This is a genomic window from Paenibacillus ottowii (assembly GCF_006874425.1).
GTDB classification, from domain to species: Bacteria; Bacillota; Bacilli; order Paenibacillales; family Paenibacillaceae; genus Paenibacillus; species Paenibacillus ottowii.
In genome coordinates this window covers 21,173-34,798 of sequence record NZ_VIJZ01000004.1, presented here as the reverse complement: position 1 = coordinate 34,798, position 13,626 = coordinate 21,173, and the positions used below count along the sequence as shown (strand labels likewise).

Here is a 13,626-nt window from a genome sequence, read left to right as displayed (position 1 = left end):
ATATCATGATGAGTAAAGTGTCTGCATGCTTTCTTCCAAATCATCTGCTAATCTACGTGTACTCCACCGAAAGGACCGGTAGCAGCGCCCAATGTGTTTGTAATCATTACAGAAAGAGATACAGACAAATCCACATCATAAGGAGCCTTCAGTTCCTGCCCATCCCGGTCTCTTACAATACGAACGACAGGCCTTTGCGGGATTTTGGGATGTATACGCACTACGACTCCCTCTTCTCCCGTATTGAGCACCACAGACAGCCCCAGAGGATAAATAGCTACACAGTCACGAAAGGCTTCCAGCATCCGTTGCTCATACAACGTTCCTGCCCCTGCGTATAGCACCTCCATCGCTTCATAAGGCAGCAAAGCCTGCTTGTAAATTCGACTCGCTGTCATGGCATCATATGAGTCCGCCAGACCGATCCATTTTGCATATTCGTGAATTTGATCCTTTTTCCAGCCGTTTGGATATCCACTGCCGTCAATACGTTCATGATGCTGTAATGCACAATGAGCCGACAGCAAGGGAATCCCGGGTTCGTCTTTAAGGAGCTTATAACCAATGACTGTGTGTGTTTTCATATGCTCATATTCCTCGTCCGTCAATTTGCCCGGCTTATAGAGCACTTGAGGTGAAATCTTCATTTTACCGATATCGTGCAGTAATGAACCTATTCCTAACTCCATGAGCTGGTTATTATCGTAACCATTGGATATCCCCAGGACTAGTGAATACAAGCATACGTTCAAAGAATGATGATACAAATCCTGATCCGCGGCCCCAATATCCATTAACATAATGACGGCATCCTGGCGGCCTCCAATATCGTCCAGAATGGATTCCATTACCTTATAAAATGACTTGCCAAAATATTTGTGCTTATGCTCTACGGAGTAGGATGACAAACCCTGGAACTGCTTTTTGATTTCCTGTAGCGCCGCGGCTCTTGTCTGTTCATGGATCATCTCAGGAATGACGATATCTTCTGTCACAGCATCCTCAATGTATACATATCCAATTCCGACTTGGCCTAGACGTTCAATCAATCGTGAAGTAAGCTCAACACCTTCCGAGAGCAGCACCATTCCATTTTCGTTGTATATTTTTTTGCCCAGCTTCATGCCGGCTCTCAATAATGTAACAGGTACCAGTCGCAGCTTAATCCTCTCCCGATTGTTTTGATACCTGAAGCCACCTAGCTGCAAAGCATTCTTTCATCGCGCCCGGACGCTTCAACTCCATTTCAATCAAATCCCGTAAAAACTCTGGAAGCATAAATCGGAGAACTGTTCCGTTCGCAAGCACCTTATAGCCTGCTTTGAAAGTGAACATATCCAACGTGCCCACTATGTATTCCTCATCATCTTCCAAGGATTGACCCGCTACACGAATGTCCGTCACTTTATCATAAGGAGCATGGTCTGGATCATACTGAATGGTCAATCCTTCCACACACATCGTGCCAAGCACTTTGCCTCTGAAGCCAAAGCCTGTCATGGGCTTGTCTGTAAATTCAGGCAGCAGGGACTGCTCCAGTGCCAACCGAATGTCTCTTCCCCGCAGTTTCATCACACAGGGATTAATCGGCGATGGGCATAAGGAATGCAGTATTCCTTTGCTGATATCTCCTTGAGGCAATGGTCCGAGCAGTTGGCCTGCATTAACGAGGGCAATTTGGGTTCCTGTAAAATGGGACACCGATTGTGCCAGTAAATTCCCGAAAGGGGACTCCTGATTATAGGCGATCGCCAGTTCCCGATCCGTTACTGCCACTGTGCTCTCCATGGCCCGTTCTGCTTGTTTTCGATGCAACAAAATGGCCGATGCCACTTTTTCGTCCAGCAGCGTCTGATCCACAGGAACTACGCCGCCTGAGGTAACTCGAAACGGTTCAAGACTATGGTTACGGGTTAGTGTCACTTCACCAAGCAACGTTCCGAACTTACCCGCCCCACACAAAACGCTGTTCCCGATCCGCAGCGGTTCCTCCAGCACATGGTGAGTGTGACCGCCAAGGATCACGTCAATTTCAGGAAACTGAGACGCTAGTTGCTCATCAGAGGGTAACCCCAGGTGAGACATCACGACTACTACATCCACCTGCTTTCTGATTGCTGCGATCTGCTTCCCCAGCACCTCAAACGGATCGAGCACATCCCAGCCCAACAATTGGTAAAACTCTGCAAAAGGTGCCGTCACACCAAGTAAACCGATCTTGATCCCTGCTTTGTTCAAAATAAGGGATTCCTTCATCCACGAAGGAATCATCCTCGTAGCACGCTCTGTAATATTGCCACATACGACTGGACAATGGATCCCCGCATAAGCCTGCTCAATCATATCCGGGGTAAAAGTCAGTCCCTCGTTGTTACCGATCGTAATTGCATCGTATCCTGTCAGATTTATCACATCCACATTTGCCCCACCGAGCGTTCCTTCCGTCTCGGGGGCCATCCGATCCATGTGGTCTCCTATGTCCAGCACAAGTAGCGCATCCCCTAATGCAGCTCTTCGTTCATTGATCATCGCGGCTATCGAAGGCATACTGCCAAAATGACTATGGATATCATTGGTATGCAAAATGGTCAACGTTTGCCGTGTCGTCATCTCCATAACCGCCCTCCTCTATATTTTATATATCGACTTTGGAGCTTCTAATGTTTAAGCATACCATGATATTTAGCAATATGGTACATATGAGGTGGACATAGATAATGAAATCATAGACATTTGCCTTCTATATATAACTCAGAAGAGACGGGTCCTTGGGACCTATTTTACAGCTTGGAATAATAGTAAATTAGTCGTTGTCATCCCATATAATTCTTGATATATTAGGTTTGTTTCGTATTTTCGACAAATTTACGACAATAAGGAGGTTAGCACATGAGAGTTCACGTTACCGATGCCAAGCCGGGAGATCGCCTCAAATCCGATACATACAATGGGCACGGTGTACCTGTCATGATTCAGGGCACCGAGCTTCAGCATGATGATATTTCCAAGCTCATTTTGCACGGTGTCGATTATATTGACATTGATGCTGGTTCTGCGAGCATTCCGGTTGGCTTTGCCCCCGATGTTCCAGCTTCCCCCGAGTCCCTCAAACGCGCCGTTCCCCTCATGGAGCAAACGATCAGTGGCTTTGAAAGCATGTTCCTCAAAGCTTCCTCAACTGGAAAATTTGATGAACATCGGGTTGATGAGCTGTTCGGCCCTCTCGTTTCAGAACTGGCTCGTCAAAAAGATGTCGTATCTCTGCTGTTAATTATGGAACGGGGAGATCACTATACCTATAATCATTCTCTCCAAGTAGGTATACTGTCATATTACATTGCCACATGGCTTGGATATACAGAGGAAGAGGCATATGCGGCTGGTAAAGCTGGATATTTACACGATATAGGCAAGTCCATGATCCCGGATGAAATTTTGAATAAACCGGATAAACTGACACCCGAAGAATTTCATGAGATGAAGAAACATTCTCAGTATGGCTATGATATTATTCGCAATTCAACAAGCGATGAGATTTCAGCAATTGTCGCCTTGCAGCATCACGAGCGCGAAGACGGAAGCGGGTACCCCCATGGACTGTTCAAGGAAGAGATTCATCCTTTTGCCAGCATAACGGCTGTTGCCGACGTATACAGTGCGATGATTTCCAATCGTGTGTATCAGACAAAACAGGAGTTACTCACCGTATTACGTGAGCTGCACAGCATGAGCTTTGGACATCTGAATCCAGAAACTACCCAAGTATTCATCAGACATATGCTTCCGAATTTCATTAATAAGCAGGTTCTATTGAATACAGGCCAGACAGGAACAATTATTCTGAACAATCCTGTGGATTACTTCAGACCCTTAGTAAGAATTAACGATCATGAATATATCGATTTGGCCAAGGAACGCCATGTATCCATTGATGAAATTTATCTGGAATCCTAATCTGCCACTAACACCGCCACCCGGTTACTTTGTTTGAACGAAATGTTTTATCGAAGCTCAGGCTACACAAATGTAAAGAGGCTGTCCTTAATCCGTAGGTTTTTCCTACAAAGGACAGCCTTTTTTTGTTATGGACATTAGCCTAATTACGATCAATATTCCGGAGGGTCAGTAACACTCAAATCCCCACCGTTTCTGCTTGGAGTTTGCCCATTGAATATTCCTCCAAACAATACAATGCTTAAGCCTCCTTTGAGTTTTTATTTTAAAGTGAACCATATGCTCCCCTCTTTTATTATTTTTATACGAACCGAAGAAACGAAAGATTAAATATGAAGGCTCTCGTCAGTCTAGTATTAGTGTATTTGTTATGCGGCAGATCCTCGTTTTATAGCATCTTGAACAGGTTAATATAGTTAGGATTCACCAAACTGCTTTTAACCTATAGGAGGACTGATTATGTTTAGACATCAAAAAGAGTTGCAGTTCGAAGTGAAAGTAGAGCGACCTGACCCTCTATTTGCCCGACAGGTACAAGAAGTTTTGGGGGGCCAATTTGGAGAAATGACCGTGATGATGCAATATTTGTTTCAAGGGTTTAACTGTCGTGGTGATGAAAAATATAAAGATATGTTAATGGATATTGGAACAGAGGAAATAGGGCATGTGGAGATGCTGTGTGCTTTAATTAGTCAATTACTTGATGGGGCTAAACCAGAAGATCAGGAACAAGCTGCCAAAGACCCTGTTACTGCGGCCATTATGGGAGGAATTAACCCGCAGCATTTACTGGTGAGCGGTCTTGGCGGATTGCCTACTAGTTCAACTGGAGTTCCATGGAACGGTTCCTACATTGTTGCAAGCGGCAATCTTTTGGCAGATATGCGGTCCAATTTGCATGCAGAGAGTCAAGGCCGATTGCAGGTAGCAAGACTATATCATATGACGCAAGATGAAAGCGTTAGGGCTACACTACGGAAAATGCTAGCACGTGACCGTTATCATCAGTATCAATGGATGGCAGCCATCCAAGAATTAGAAGAAAAAAATGGTGTTGTAGTACCAGCTTCTTTTCCGCCTGAAGCAGAGCAGGAATCTCAACCTGAAGCATACGAGTTTTGGAACTTGTCTGAAGGCGAAGAATCCAGTGAAGGCCTGTGGGCAACAGGAAGTGCGCCGGATGGAACTGGAAACTATGTATACATCTCTAATCCCGTTGCCAAAGGTCAAATTTATAGTGCCAAAATACCGGCAACCGAGTTGCACCATGACTTAGACCATAAAACTTTCGATAAATAAACAAGTAGCAGACGAGTCTTCCTAATATTAGAGCTTGCTTATTGGTGACACTAACCCAAAAAGATGAAACACAAATATATACCTACAATCGGAACCAGGCGGCTTATCATAAGGCATTAAATCATAGCTAGTCTTAAATCAAGAAGTACAATATCAATGTAAGAGCAAAAAGCCCTGCGGCCCATTATGGTTAGCAGAGCTTTTTGATTTTGTCAAACCACCGCTCATTAAACAAGAGGTGCCTGAATCAGTGTTGCGAAATTAAACTGGTGTACATGACCATCATTTAATGTAGTTTGACCTGTAACAAAATGTACGTGTTTTCCATTTCCGACTGGAATAGCTGGTCCTGTTCTAATTTTTTTCAGATTATGAAAGTGGTTCAGAAAATCAGTTTTTGTAAGATCAATTTCATGAACATGACTTCTCCCAACTCGAATCGCTTGCCCAGTAACACCTGCAAAGCGGTGGTTATGTCGGTCTGCGCCTTCTTCAGCCAGTTTTGTACTCCCTTCAAATTCGTGCACATGCCTCTGTGTCTGTTTAGAAGAGAGGGTTTTCTTTTTCACTCCAGTTTTATTCTTCTGCATCTGTTGGTATGCCTCCTTATGTTTGTGTCTCACAACATCCTATTAAGCAAACATACATAAGTGCTAGGCAACTATCTGCGGTCACAGAAAAAATAAAAGAAGACGAACTTAAAAAGTTCGCCTTCTACACTACCGCTCAATTGGAGGGGATTAATGCATTTATACGCACAGCTAAATTAACAGTTTTTTAGGCTTAAAAGCTTCGTTATCAAGAATGGTATCACATTTTACTGAAAGCTTAATTTTTTTCTACTATTATATATAATGTTTTTTTGACGATTAGTAGCCATTATTGTTTTACTAAGAATGTCTCTAAGAAATTGCCTAAAAATCATTATCAAGTATTTTGTAACATCATCATTGGTCAGCAATTTCAAACGATGATCTTTCCAGATGATCTTGCACGTCTGATCTTCCGTTGAAATTCTTACATATACGCCTGTCACACTGCACACTTTCATATTTTTTATAATTATACTCATAACAAGCGGCTCGTAATCTATCATTAGAATCAGACGTAATAAATTCAATATGCATCTATGCATCACCTCGCCCTTTATAGCCGTTTTGTCGCACAATCCAGATTACACCACAAAAAGGCTCTAGGTAAGTCTGGAGGCTTTACTTTTATTTTTCCATTAATTCATTAAATATCTCTCTATCTTTGGGAGTAAAATCGGAAATCCGTTTCTTTTTCACGTATGTGTTGGTACTTGAATCTAATTTAATAAAGCTATTTTCACCAACCACGTATACGATATTTTCTTCTATTTTATAAGACAGAACGTTATCAATCACTGTATTTGGGGCTTCAATTTGATGAGTGTATAGTATTGGAGGCTCACCCGCTCCTTCCCCCCTGTAAATCTGAAAAGTCCCATCTCCAAAAAACTCTAGCGTATCTTTTCCATAAGGGTACTTCCTCATCGTGTCATCTCCAGAATTTGCTAGAAAAATTATAGTAGTAGTTATAACTAGTAGAGAGATCAAGATATAGATGTGGCTGCGTTTCATCTGCACTTCACACCTCACTTCCAAGCCTTTTTTGTATCAGTTACTGTAACATAAGATGTATACTCATTGAGTGTTCCCCATGATTCCATTAAATTTGTTAGATTGGCCGCAGCCCAACCGAGTTTGTTGTCCCCAGTAAACATTTGTTTAAAATTATATTCAAAATTATATTTATCATAATATATTGTAGTAATTTCCCATTGTCCTTTTACATATGTTCCATCTATTTTGTACTTCATTTTGTGAAAAGCGTTATATAAATCTTTGTCACTTTCAATTGCAATAGACCCATAACTTGAAAAAACTTTAACTTTTTTGTCGTTTGCTTTTTGTACTTCTTTTTCAATTACATACATATTATGTTCTTTAGATTTTTTAATTTGTTGAGCCTCATACGTCCACTCGTTAAAGTGTAAATTTCCTGGTTTGTAGTCAAGTGAATGTTGAAGTAAATTGGCTGTAATGTCCCCGTACTTCTTTCGAGCTATAGGAACAGCTACTAATGTAAATGCTTTACGATCAGGATAATGTATTACAGTATCTGTTGAATTCTTTACCTTCTCTACGCCTCGCACCCAAGTCTTTTCTAGTTCTACCATCGGATTTTCAAACGGAAAAGTATTATTTCCTGCATACACTAACATATTCTTACTATATGCGCCTTCCAGTACTTTTTGCGAGACATCAGACTGATCCTTTTCTCTTGTTTCCTTAGGTTCTAACTGAGGACTGTATTGAATTTTTCCCAATTGATCTTCTTTTTGTTTTAAAACAAGTTCAAACTCAAGGATCTCTTTGCTGGTATCAATCTGTTCTTGATACTCATCTACATAAGCGTGTGTAAACGTAATATCTCGAATTGTATTTTCATTTCTAACGATTTGGATATTACATTTGCGATAGTAATCCTCAATATCAGGTTTATATTCTGTGTTTGCCCATGTATACAGCATATTGGAATTATCCGCATTGTCTACAACTGAAGGAAGCGAATGAAGCGGAATTTTGCTTCGAATATGTAGCGAATGAGTCAAGTTTGGAGACTTAGCTGAAAGGTTTATGGAACTATTATTCTTATAAGTAAAGCCAATGACCTCACCTTTTACAAACTCGATTGGTTCACCACCGGATTTGCGTTCTATTCTTAATGAAATACTCATTGAAATAATCTCCTCTGTTAATTCAATCTAGTTCTGTAGGAAATATTTGTGAAAAGTTAATTTCCAAATATTAATATATACGAAAAATATTAAATAGTAAACATATTTTCAACATTGGTAAAGGACGACAATTGAGTACCTCGGCAAATTATATGAAGAAGCTAAAACGAAATATAAACCAGTTAACACGGACCTGTTAGAAACGATAAAAGCTCTGCCAACCAATTAAGGTTAGCAGAGCTTTTCAATTTATCCAAAGAAAATAAAGTTGTAGACTGACGTTGCTTCATTAAGCTAACGAGCACAGAATAGTGTAGATCTAATATTGGCCTTTATATGAATTAGAAAGGGGTGGAATGATAGGTTGTTGTGGGTTAAGGCCATACAATAAAGGAACACAAATGTTTGAATTAGGTTTTCATCTTAAAAACGAGTACTGGGGTAAAGGGTATGCATTTGAAGCAGCATCTGCAGTGTTAGAATACGCCCGTAATAACCTTAAAACAGAGTACATTGTGGCGGGACATCATCCGGAAAATGCAGCATCCGCAAAATTGCTTGGAAAGCTTGGTTTTGAATACACCCATAATGAATATTATGATGCAACAGGCCTTGAGCATCCTACATACAAACTAAAAATGGCTTAATACATTGAGCTAACGGGATACTTTAGTTCAATAAAACAGCGGCAGTTTAACTTTATTTTCTCGTCCTTGGCTGTCGCTGTTTCAATTTCTAGGCTCAGTCTAATACTTTATTTTCTGCTGACACCAATACTTACCGCCTCACTGCAGTACAAATGAGCGTTATAATTAATTTGAGGTGGTCTATTTGTTTATTTCTCCAATGTTACTTGAAACAGCGACTGCCCCTTTTCGGATTCGCGCTATATCTTCGAACCGAAAATAGACGGTCACCGCTTAATATATTCGCAACAGAACGGAATTGTACGCTTATTCACGCGCCATAATAACGACTGCACAGGCTAATACCCGGAGATAGTAGCGCTACATTCCCGTATGACATCGTGTTGAACGGTGAGATTGCGTGCGTTGATCCGACAACGGGTGGATCGGATTTTGAATCCGTTATGTCACGCTTTCAGGCGAAGAAGGCGGACAAAATTTTAAGCCTGTAGCTGAATTAAAGGTCATTAACTGGTCCTATGCTGACGTATTTATAACAAGTTATCGTAAAAAGGAATTCGTGTGGCTTGCAGGCGTACCGAATGAGAGTAGTAAAATTCGTCCGCCTGGTATCATTGAGCTGGGTGCAACGCCGACACATAAGAAGGCGTTTTATGGAGTGTCTAAATCATTGATAACTGGGGAGGATCGCGAGTATGTTTATGTGGAACCACGTATAAGGGCTCGCGTAAAGATGCGTAACTGGACTAAGGCGGGGTTATTACGAAGTCCAGTTTTTACAGAGTTTAGAGTCTAATAAACAAAAAGCTCTGCTAACCTTAATTGTCGGCAGAGCTTTCTATTATATAACGCAAATAAGACTGCCTTTTCTCAATTCTCTTAACAACTAAATTATATGGTACTTAGTGACTATGTACACAGATATACAGATTATATATAATTATTTTTTCAGTTAAATTATAGAAAGAAGGGATTTAATTTGAAAAGATTATGTGTTTTGGTATCGCCACATCATTGCTTCTATCACTAAGCTCCGCCGCTTTTGCACAGGATTCAATTTCATCAAATCGAACTGATATTGGTTACGTTAAAGTGATTGAAAATACTGAGAATCAGGACGGGCATGTTATTATTCCTTTTGATGTTCAATTGATTAATCCGATACATCACACTGGAAAAGGAGCATTGGAAAAAACCTTCACCATGGACCCTAGGAATGGACAAGACGCCAATGTTTTCATTAAAAATAATGGAAGTTCAACAGTCTATATCGAGTTTGGTATCGACGGAAAAGATCCTTTAGAATTATCACTCGAACCTGGGAAACAAAAGAACATTCAGGTTTACACCAAAAAAACAAATTCATATAAGTTATACATTTATAACAAGGACGGTTCTAGTATGGACCTCCAGGTAAGCGCGAGACAATTCTAATTAATTTGCAGCAATTACTAAGTGGATTCATATACATCCGACTTACATAACAAAGAAAAGGACTCTATCGGCTAAACCATTGGAGTCCTCTTTCGCCTCTCTTCTAAATTCAAATGATTAGCGAAAAGAGGCTCTGCAGACCAATTAAGGCTGGCAGAGCCTTTAAATTTATTTAGAGTATTCACTTACTTCAAACGTTAGAATACGATCATACAGCATATAATCCTTTCGGCTGCTGAACGGCCCTTTATTGTTATCATGTTTATTAACGGCGTATGAAGCCGATCCAGAACCAGCCTGTTTGCTGTTGTACCATGCAATAAAGTCATTGACCTCTTTCATGCTTAGGTCGAATTCCTTCTCTAAGCCAGTTGTCATAGTGACTACCAGAATAGCACGATTACCCGTTGGCTGCTCAGGGTCAGTTTGACTGTCTCCCCCTTGTGGAATTGCAGATGTTTCATTGGAATATTCAGAATCGGCACCGTTCACTTTAGCACTTACAACAAAGTAGTATTTTGTTCCGTTGGTCAGACCGGGAATAACAAAGTTTCCATATGCATCTTTAGTAGCAGTTACCGTTTCAGTGTATTTACCTGATTCTGTTCCGTATTTTATAGTATAGCTTTCTGAGTCTTTAACCTGATTCCACTTCAGTGTAACCTGACTATTCCCTGCCTCAGCATTTAGATTAATTTGTGAAGCATTGTAATCAATGAGCGTTCCATCAGAATCTATATCTATAGCATCAAATCGGTAATCGTAAACTACATAGTTTTCTGACGGAGTCTCAGTCCAAATTTTAACGATGTGTACACCTTTTTTTAGATCTGTTTTCTCATAAGCTAAGCGTTGATGCGACCAAGACTCTCTATACGCAGTAAAGTATTCTACATTACCATCTATGCTAATCCCTACTTTTTTAGTATATGAATCTGACATATTGATAATCAGTCTAATTTTTGTTCCATCGAATTTAAAATTAATAGTACTTGGCTTATTATGAGCAGCTCCTAACACTGTCTTGTGGCAGTCTTCTGCATCCGCTATTTTAACCATGTCATTCCCATAAATTAATTCTGGTGATCGATCGTCATACACAAGTTAGATGTCTCCAGGCTGTGAGTCAGCTACTCCCCACGTTTCCCCGTTAACTTTATAATCACTGCCTCTCCACTGAAGTGTGTAGTCTCCAGAACGCATACCGTCTGAGAAGCCTTTATCAGTGCTTTTCCAGATAACTGTGTCGTGAGGAGCGATTACTAATGCATCAATATATAGCTTGTTTGATCTGTCGTGCGTTAAACTGACCTTTACTGGATGATCAGAGTGATTCTTCATACGAAGTTTAACATGTCCCCATCCCTTAGGGACAACAAAGGATTCCCCTACAGTTGCGCCTCCGCTCGATCTTTGATTAATTATGATGTTTTCGCTAGTTTTACTTGTTGAAGCTGAAGTAGCCCCTACCGTAATCGCCATGCTTAAAGACAAAACCGAGAATAGAAAAATTCTTTTCTTCATATTTTTCCCCTTCTATTTTTTTGAAATAGTCTATCTTAAAGAGCCTACCGACTACAACCCGGTAGGTTCTTTCATATCTACCCTCAATTCAACCGCATATAATACGCTCCAGCAATCTTGACCGAATAAGGCGAAAACTTTTCTATAGTGCCACCATAGTCTATAATCGATATCAAATCTTCTCCCATCGACTGAACAACGTATACCTTTACCTGGCTTAAAGCAGCTGCAAATTGTTTGATATCTGACTTTAACACTTTATATGTATAGTTCTTGCTGATCACCTCAAGTAGCTATTCGATGGATTGTGTAGAGATCCCTTCAATGTATAAATCCCCGCAGACCAATTAAGGTTAGCGGGGATTTGCTTTACTTACGTTTAAGCCCCTCCATGCTGTACTTGAGGCTCTATACCATGCGAGTGAATAGGTACAGTAACAATTAACAAAAAACTAGCCGCGACGATCAACAGTGCCATTTTTTTCAACATTGTTCATCCACACCTTTTCAATAAGATTTAAAAAATTTGCTTTGATTTCAGGAGTAGCATGTTCTCGAAAATGTAAAAATAGCCCCATACAATTTATGAAATAAGTCTCATTATTTAGTGTATGATAACTTACCATAGAATACATCAAATGTTTAAAACCATCATCGTAAGAATTTCGATGTAAATAATAATGAGCCAACTCGTAACCACACCATGCAAAATAATCTGGTACCACTTGTTGAGTATACATATTACTTGGTGAATGTTGCGATAATGATACAATATCCGCTTCAAAGCGTTTAATTATGTTACTAACATCAATATTATATCGGTTAGCCGCTATCATAATATTCAGCAGTTGGATGACCTTATCTTCTTGATTTGTATCCTCTACTGCATCGATGTATTCAATATAATCTTGTAGCACCTCTATATCTCCGGATAAAAGCTTATTCACAATAATATTGGCTTTTGACCAGTGCTTAAACAAGCCAATCCAGTGTTGGGTATCTTCGTCTGTCTCTTTAACCCAATCTAAATTAGCATAGGCGTATGTATATTGTAGAGCTTGGTGATAATCGCCTTGGGCTTCGTAGACACCTGCACACAGCAAGTCAGCATAGGAAATGTATACAAACAATGGACGGTTTAGCTTATCAGTACATTCAGTATGTTTTCGACTCTTATGTTCGTGTTTCAAATTATATTGAATTTCCGCTTTAGCCCTCATTAATTTTGCTATTTCCTCTACCTTGTCCCATTTACGCAGAGACCTGTACACGTTAGCTAAATCCTTTAACGCATCAAGCTGGTCTATCTCATCCAGACGTTCCACGAAGGGTTCAAATAGTGTGGCAGCCTTAAGATTCTGGCTTTGATCGTCTCCAATCTGAATCGTGAATATACGATATTGGCAGACTGCCAAACGTTCAGAGTGTTGATATCTCTCTGTTTCAGCTACTCCCTCATAGAGTATCAATGCCGCTTCTAATCGTCCCTGCTCCAACAATCCTTCTGCAATTTCAAATAGCTTGGGTGAATACAGGAGATTGTCCATGATGGCTCCCACCACTCGACGGATCTCATCCAACCTGTCTAACTCCGCACAGCGAAACAAAAACGGCTCGATTCGCCTCATATTCGGGGGATGGTCGATGATGAAGTTATCTATAAACAGATCGTAAAACTCCCCTTCTGGTAAACCCATAGCCTCAGTGATTCGGTCAAGTTGGTTAACTGACATAGACTTATTCCCTGACACAATAGCACTTATTATTCCCCTATTCATGCCTGCAAGTTGTCCGAATTGCGCTAGGCTTAAACCCTTTTGTTGTAGGTAACTATCTAATTCTGCTCGAATCGTAGGTGTATGCTTCATGTCATATCCACCTTCCACACAGAAATTCCAAAACTTTTTATTATTGCACTCTATTGTTGTTCATAATTTAACAGTTGTCAATAACCTTCTTTTTTGCATTTTAAGCCTATACCCACCTACGAATCTATTGAATATA

At 40.3% G+C, this 13,626-nt stretch carries 13 protein-coding genes; 4 read left to right on the top strand and 9 right to left on the bottom strand.

Translation table 11 applies throughout. From position 1 onward, the window contains the following. Positions 1–47 precede the first annotated feature (47 nt). Positions 48–1,208, bottom strand: a complete 1,161-nt coding sequence (locus FKV70_RS10205) for an HD-GYP domain-containing protein (protein WP_063213146.1) — start codon at positions 1,206–1,208, stop codon at positions 48–50. Next, complete coding sequence (locus tag FKV70_RS10200) at positions 1,162–2,616, bottom strand: bifunctional metallophosphatase/5'-nucleotidase (RefSeq protein WP_142612769.1); 1,455 nt, start codon at positions 2,614–2,616, stop codon at positions 1,162–1,164. Before FKV70_RS10200 ends, FKV70_RS10205 begins: the two co-directional genes overlap by 47 nt. 273 nt (positions 2,617–2,889) lie before the next feature. Between FKV70_RS10200 and FKV70_RS10195 the strand changes: the two genes are divergently transcribed. Continuing rightward, positions 2,890–3,954, top strand: coding sequence for an HD-GYP domain-containing protein (locus tag FKV70_RS10195; protein WP_142612768.1), 1,065 nt, complete (start codon positions 2,890–2,892; stop codon positions 3,952–3,954). 459 nt (positions 3,955–4,413) lie between these two features. Beyond that, positions 4,414–5,253, top strand: coding sequence for a manganese catalase (locus FKV70_RS10190; protein ID WP_142612767.1), 840 nt, complete (start codon positions 4,414–4,416; stop codon positions 5,251–5,253). Positions 5,254–5,480: 227 nt separating this feature from the next. Here the strand turns inward: FKV70_RS10190 and FKV70_RS10185 are convergent, their stop codons facing one another. From FKV70_RS10185 to FKV70_RS10175, 3 genes are all read right to left on the bottom strand, one after another. Then, positions 5,481–5,843, bottom strand: coding sequence for a YmaF family protein (locus FKV70_RS10185; protein ID WP_142612766.1), 363 nt, complete (start codon positions 5,841–5,843; stop codon positions 5,481–5,483). A 627-nt stretch (positions 5,844–6,470) separates the two neighbouring features. After that, the gene (locus FKV70_RS10180; protein ID WP_244310708.1) at positions 6,471–6,770 is read right to left on the bottom strand and encodes a hypothetical protein; all 300 of its coding nucleotides are present in this window, start codon (positions 6,768–6,770) and stop codon (positions 6,471–6,473) included. Between the two features lie 101 nt (positions 6,771–6,871). Then, a complete protein-coding gene (locus FKV70_RS10175) occupies positions 6,872–8,017 on the bottom strand; it encodes a hypothetical protein (protein ID WP_142612764.1) in 1,146 nt (381 codons plus the stop codon). Between the two features lie 356 nt (positions 8,018–8,373). On the opposite strand from FKV70_RS10175, the gene FKV70_RS10170 reads away from it, so the two are divergent. Both FKV70_RS10170 and FKV70_RS10160 read left to right on the top strand, forming a co-directional pair. Then, positions 8,374–8,664, top strand: a complete 291-nt coding sequence (locus FKV70_RS10170) for a GNAT family N-acetyltransferase (RefSeq protein WP_142612763.1) — start codon at positions 8,374–8,376, stop codon at positions 8,662–8,664. Positions 8,665–9,756: 1,092 nt separating this feature from the next. Beyond that, on the top strand, positions 9,757–10,098 hold the full coding sequence (locus FKV70_RS10160) for a hypothetical protein (RefSeq protein ID WP_244310706.1): 342 nt from the start codon (positions 9,757–9,759) through the stop codon (positions 10,096–10,098). A gap of 168 nt (positions 10,099–10,266) precedes the next feature. Here FKV70_RS10160 and FKV70_RS10155 read toward each other — a convergent pair whose 3' ends face one another. From FKV70_RS10155 to FKV70_RS10140, 4 genes are all read right to left on the bottom strand, one after another. Further along, positions 10,267–11,199, bottom strand: coding sequence for a fibronectin type III domain-containing protein (locus FKV70_RS10155; protein ID WP_244310705.1), 933 nt, complete (start codon positions 11,197–11,199; stop codon positions 10,267–10,269). Positions 11,200–11,202: 3 nt separating this feature from the next. Next, positions 11,203–11,622, bottom strand: coding sequence for a hypothetical protein (locus FKV70_RS10150; protein ID WP_142612761.1), 420 nt, complete (start codon positions 11,620–11,622; stop codon positions 11,203–11,205). 83 nt (positions 11,623–11,705) lie between these two features. Beyond that, positions 11,706–11,906, bottom strand: a complete 201-nt coding sequence (locus FKV70_RS27100) for a hypothetical protein (protein WP_425280348.1) — start codon at positions 11,904–11,906, stop codon at positions 11,706–11,708. 168 nt (positions 11,907–12,074) lie between these two features. Then, a complete protein-coding gene (locus FKV70_RS10140) occupies positions 12,075–13,490 on the bottom strand; it encodes a helix-turn-helix domain-containing protein (RefSeq protein WP_142612760.1) in 1,416 nt (471 codons plus the stop codon). Positions 13,491–13,626 lie beyond the last annotated feature (136 nt).

What these genes read in the sequence shown, in the direction of transcription:
- FKV70_RS10200 (WP_142612769.1), bottom strand. Translation starts at nt 2,616, where the DNA reads ATGGAGATGACGACACGGCAAACGTTGACCATTTTGCATACCAATGAT.
- FKV70_RS10195 (WP_142612768.1), top strand. Translation starts at nt 2,890, where the DNA reads ATGAGAGTTCACGTTACCGATGCCAAGCCGGGAGATCGCCTCAAATCC.
- FKV70_RS10190 (WP_142612767.1), top strand. Translation starts at nt 4,414, where the DNA reads ATGTTTAGACATCAAAAAGAGTTGCAGTTCGAAGTGAAAGTAGAGCGA.
- FKV70_RS10185 (WP_142612766.1), bottom strand. Translation starts at nt 5,843, where the DNA reads ATGCAGAAGAATAAAACTGGAGTGAAAAAGAAAACCCTCTCTTCTAAA.
- FKV70_RS10180 (WP_244310708.1), bottom strand. Translation starts at nt 6,770, where the DNA reads ATGAGGAAGTACCCTTATGGAAAAGATACGCTAGAGTTTTTTGGAGAT.
- FKV70_RS10175 (WP_142612764.1), bottom strand. Translation starts at nt 8,017, where the DNA reads ATGAGTATTTCATTAAGAATAGAACGCAAATCCGGTGGTGAACCAATC.
- FKV70_RS10170 (WP_142612763.1), top strand. Translation starts at nt 8,374, where the DNA reads ATGATAGGTTGTTGTGGGTTAAGGCCATACAATAAAGGAACACAAATG.
- FKV70_RS10150 (WP_142612761.1), bottom strand. Translation starts at nt 11,622, where the DNA reads ATGAAGAAAAGAATTTTTCTATTCTCGGTTTTGTCTTTAAGCATGGCG.
- FKV70_RS10140 (WP_142612760.1), bottom strand. Translation starts at nt 13,490, where the DNA reads ATGAAGCATACACCTACGATTCGAGCAGAATTAGATAGTTACCTACAA.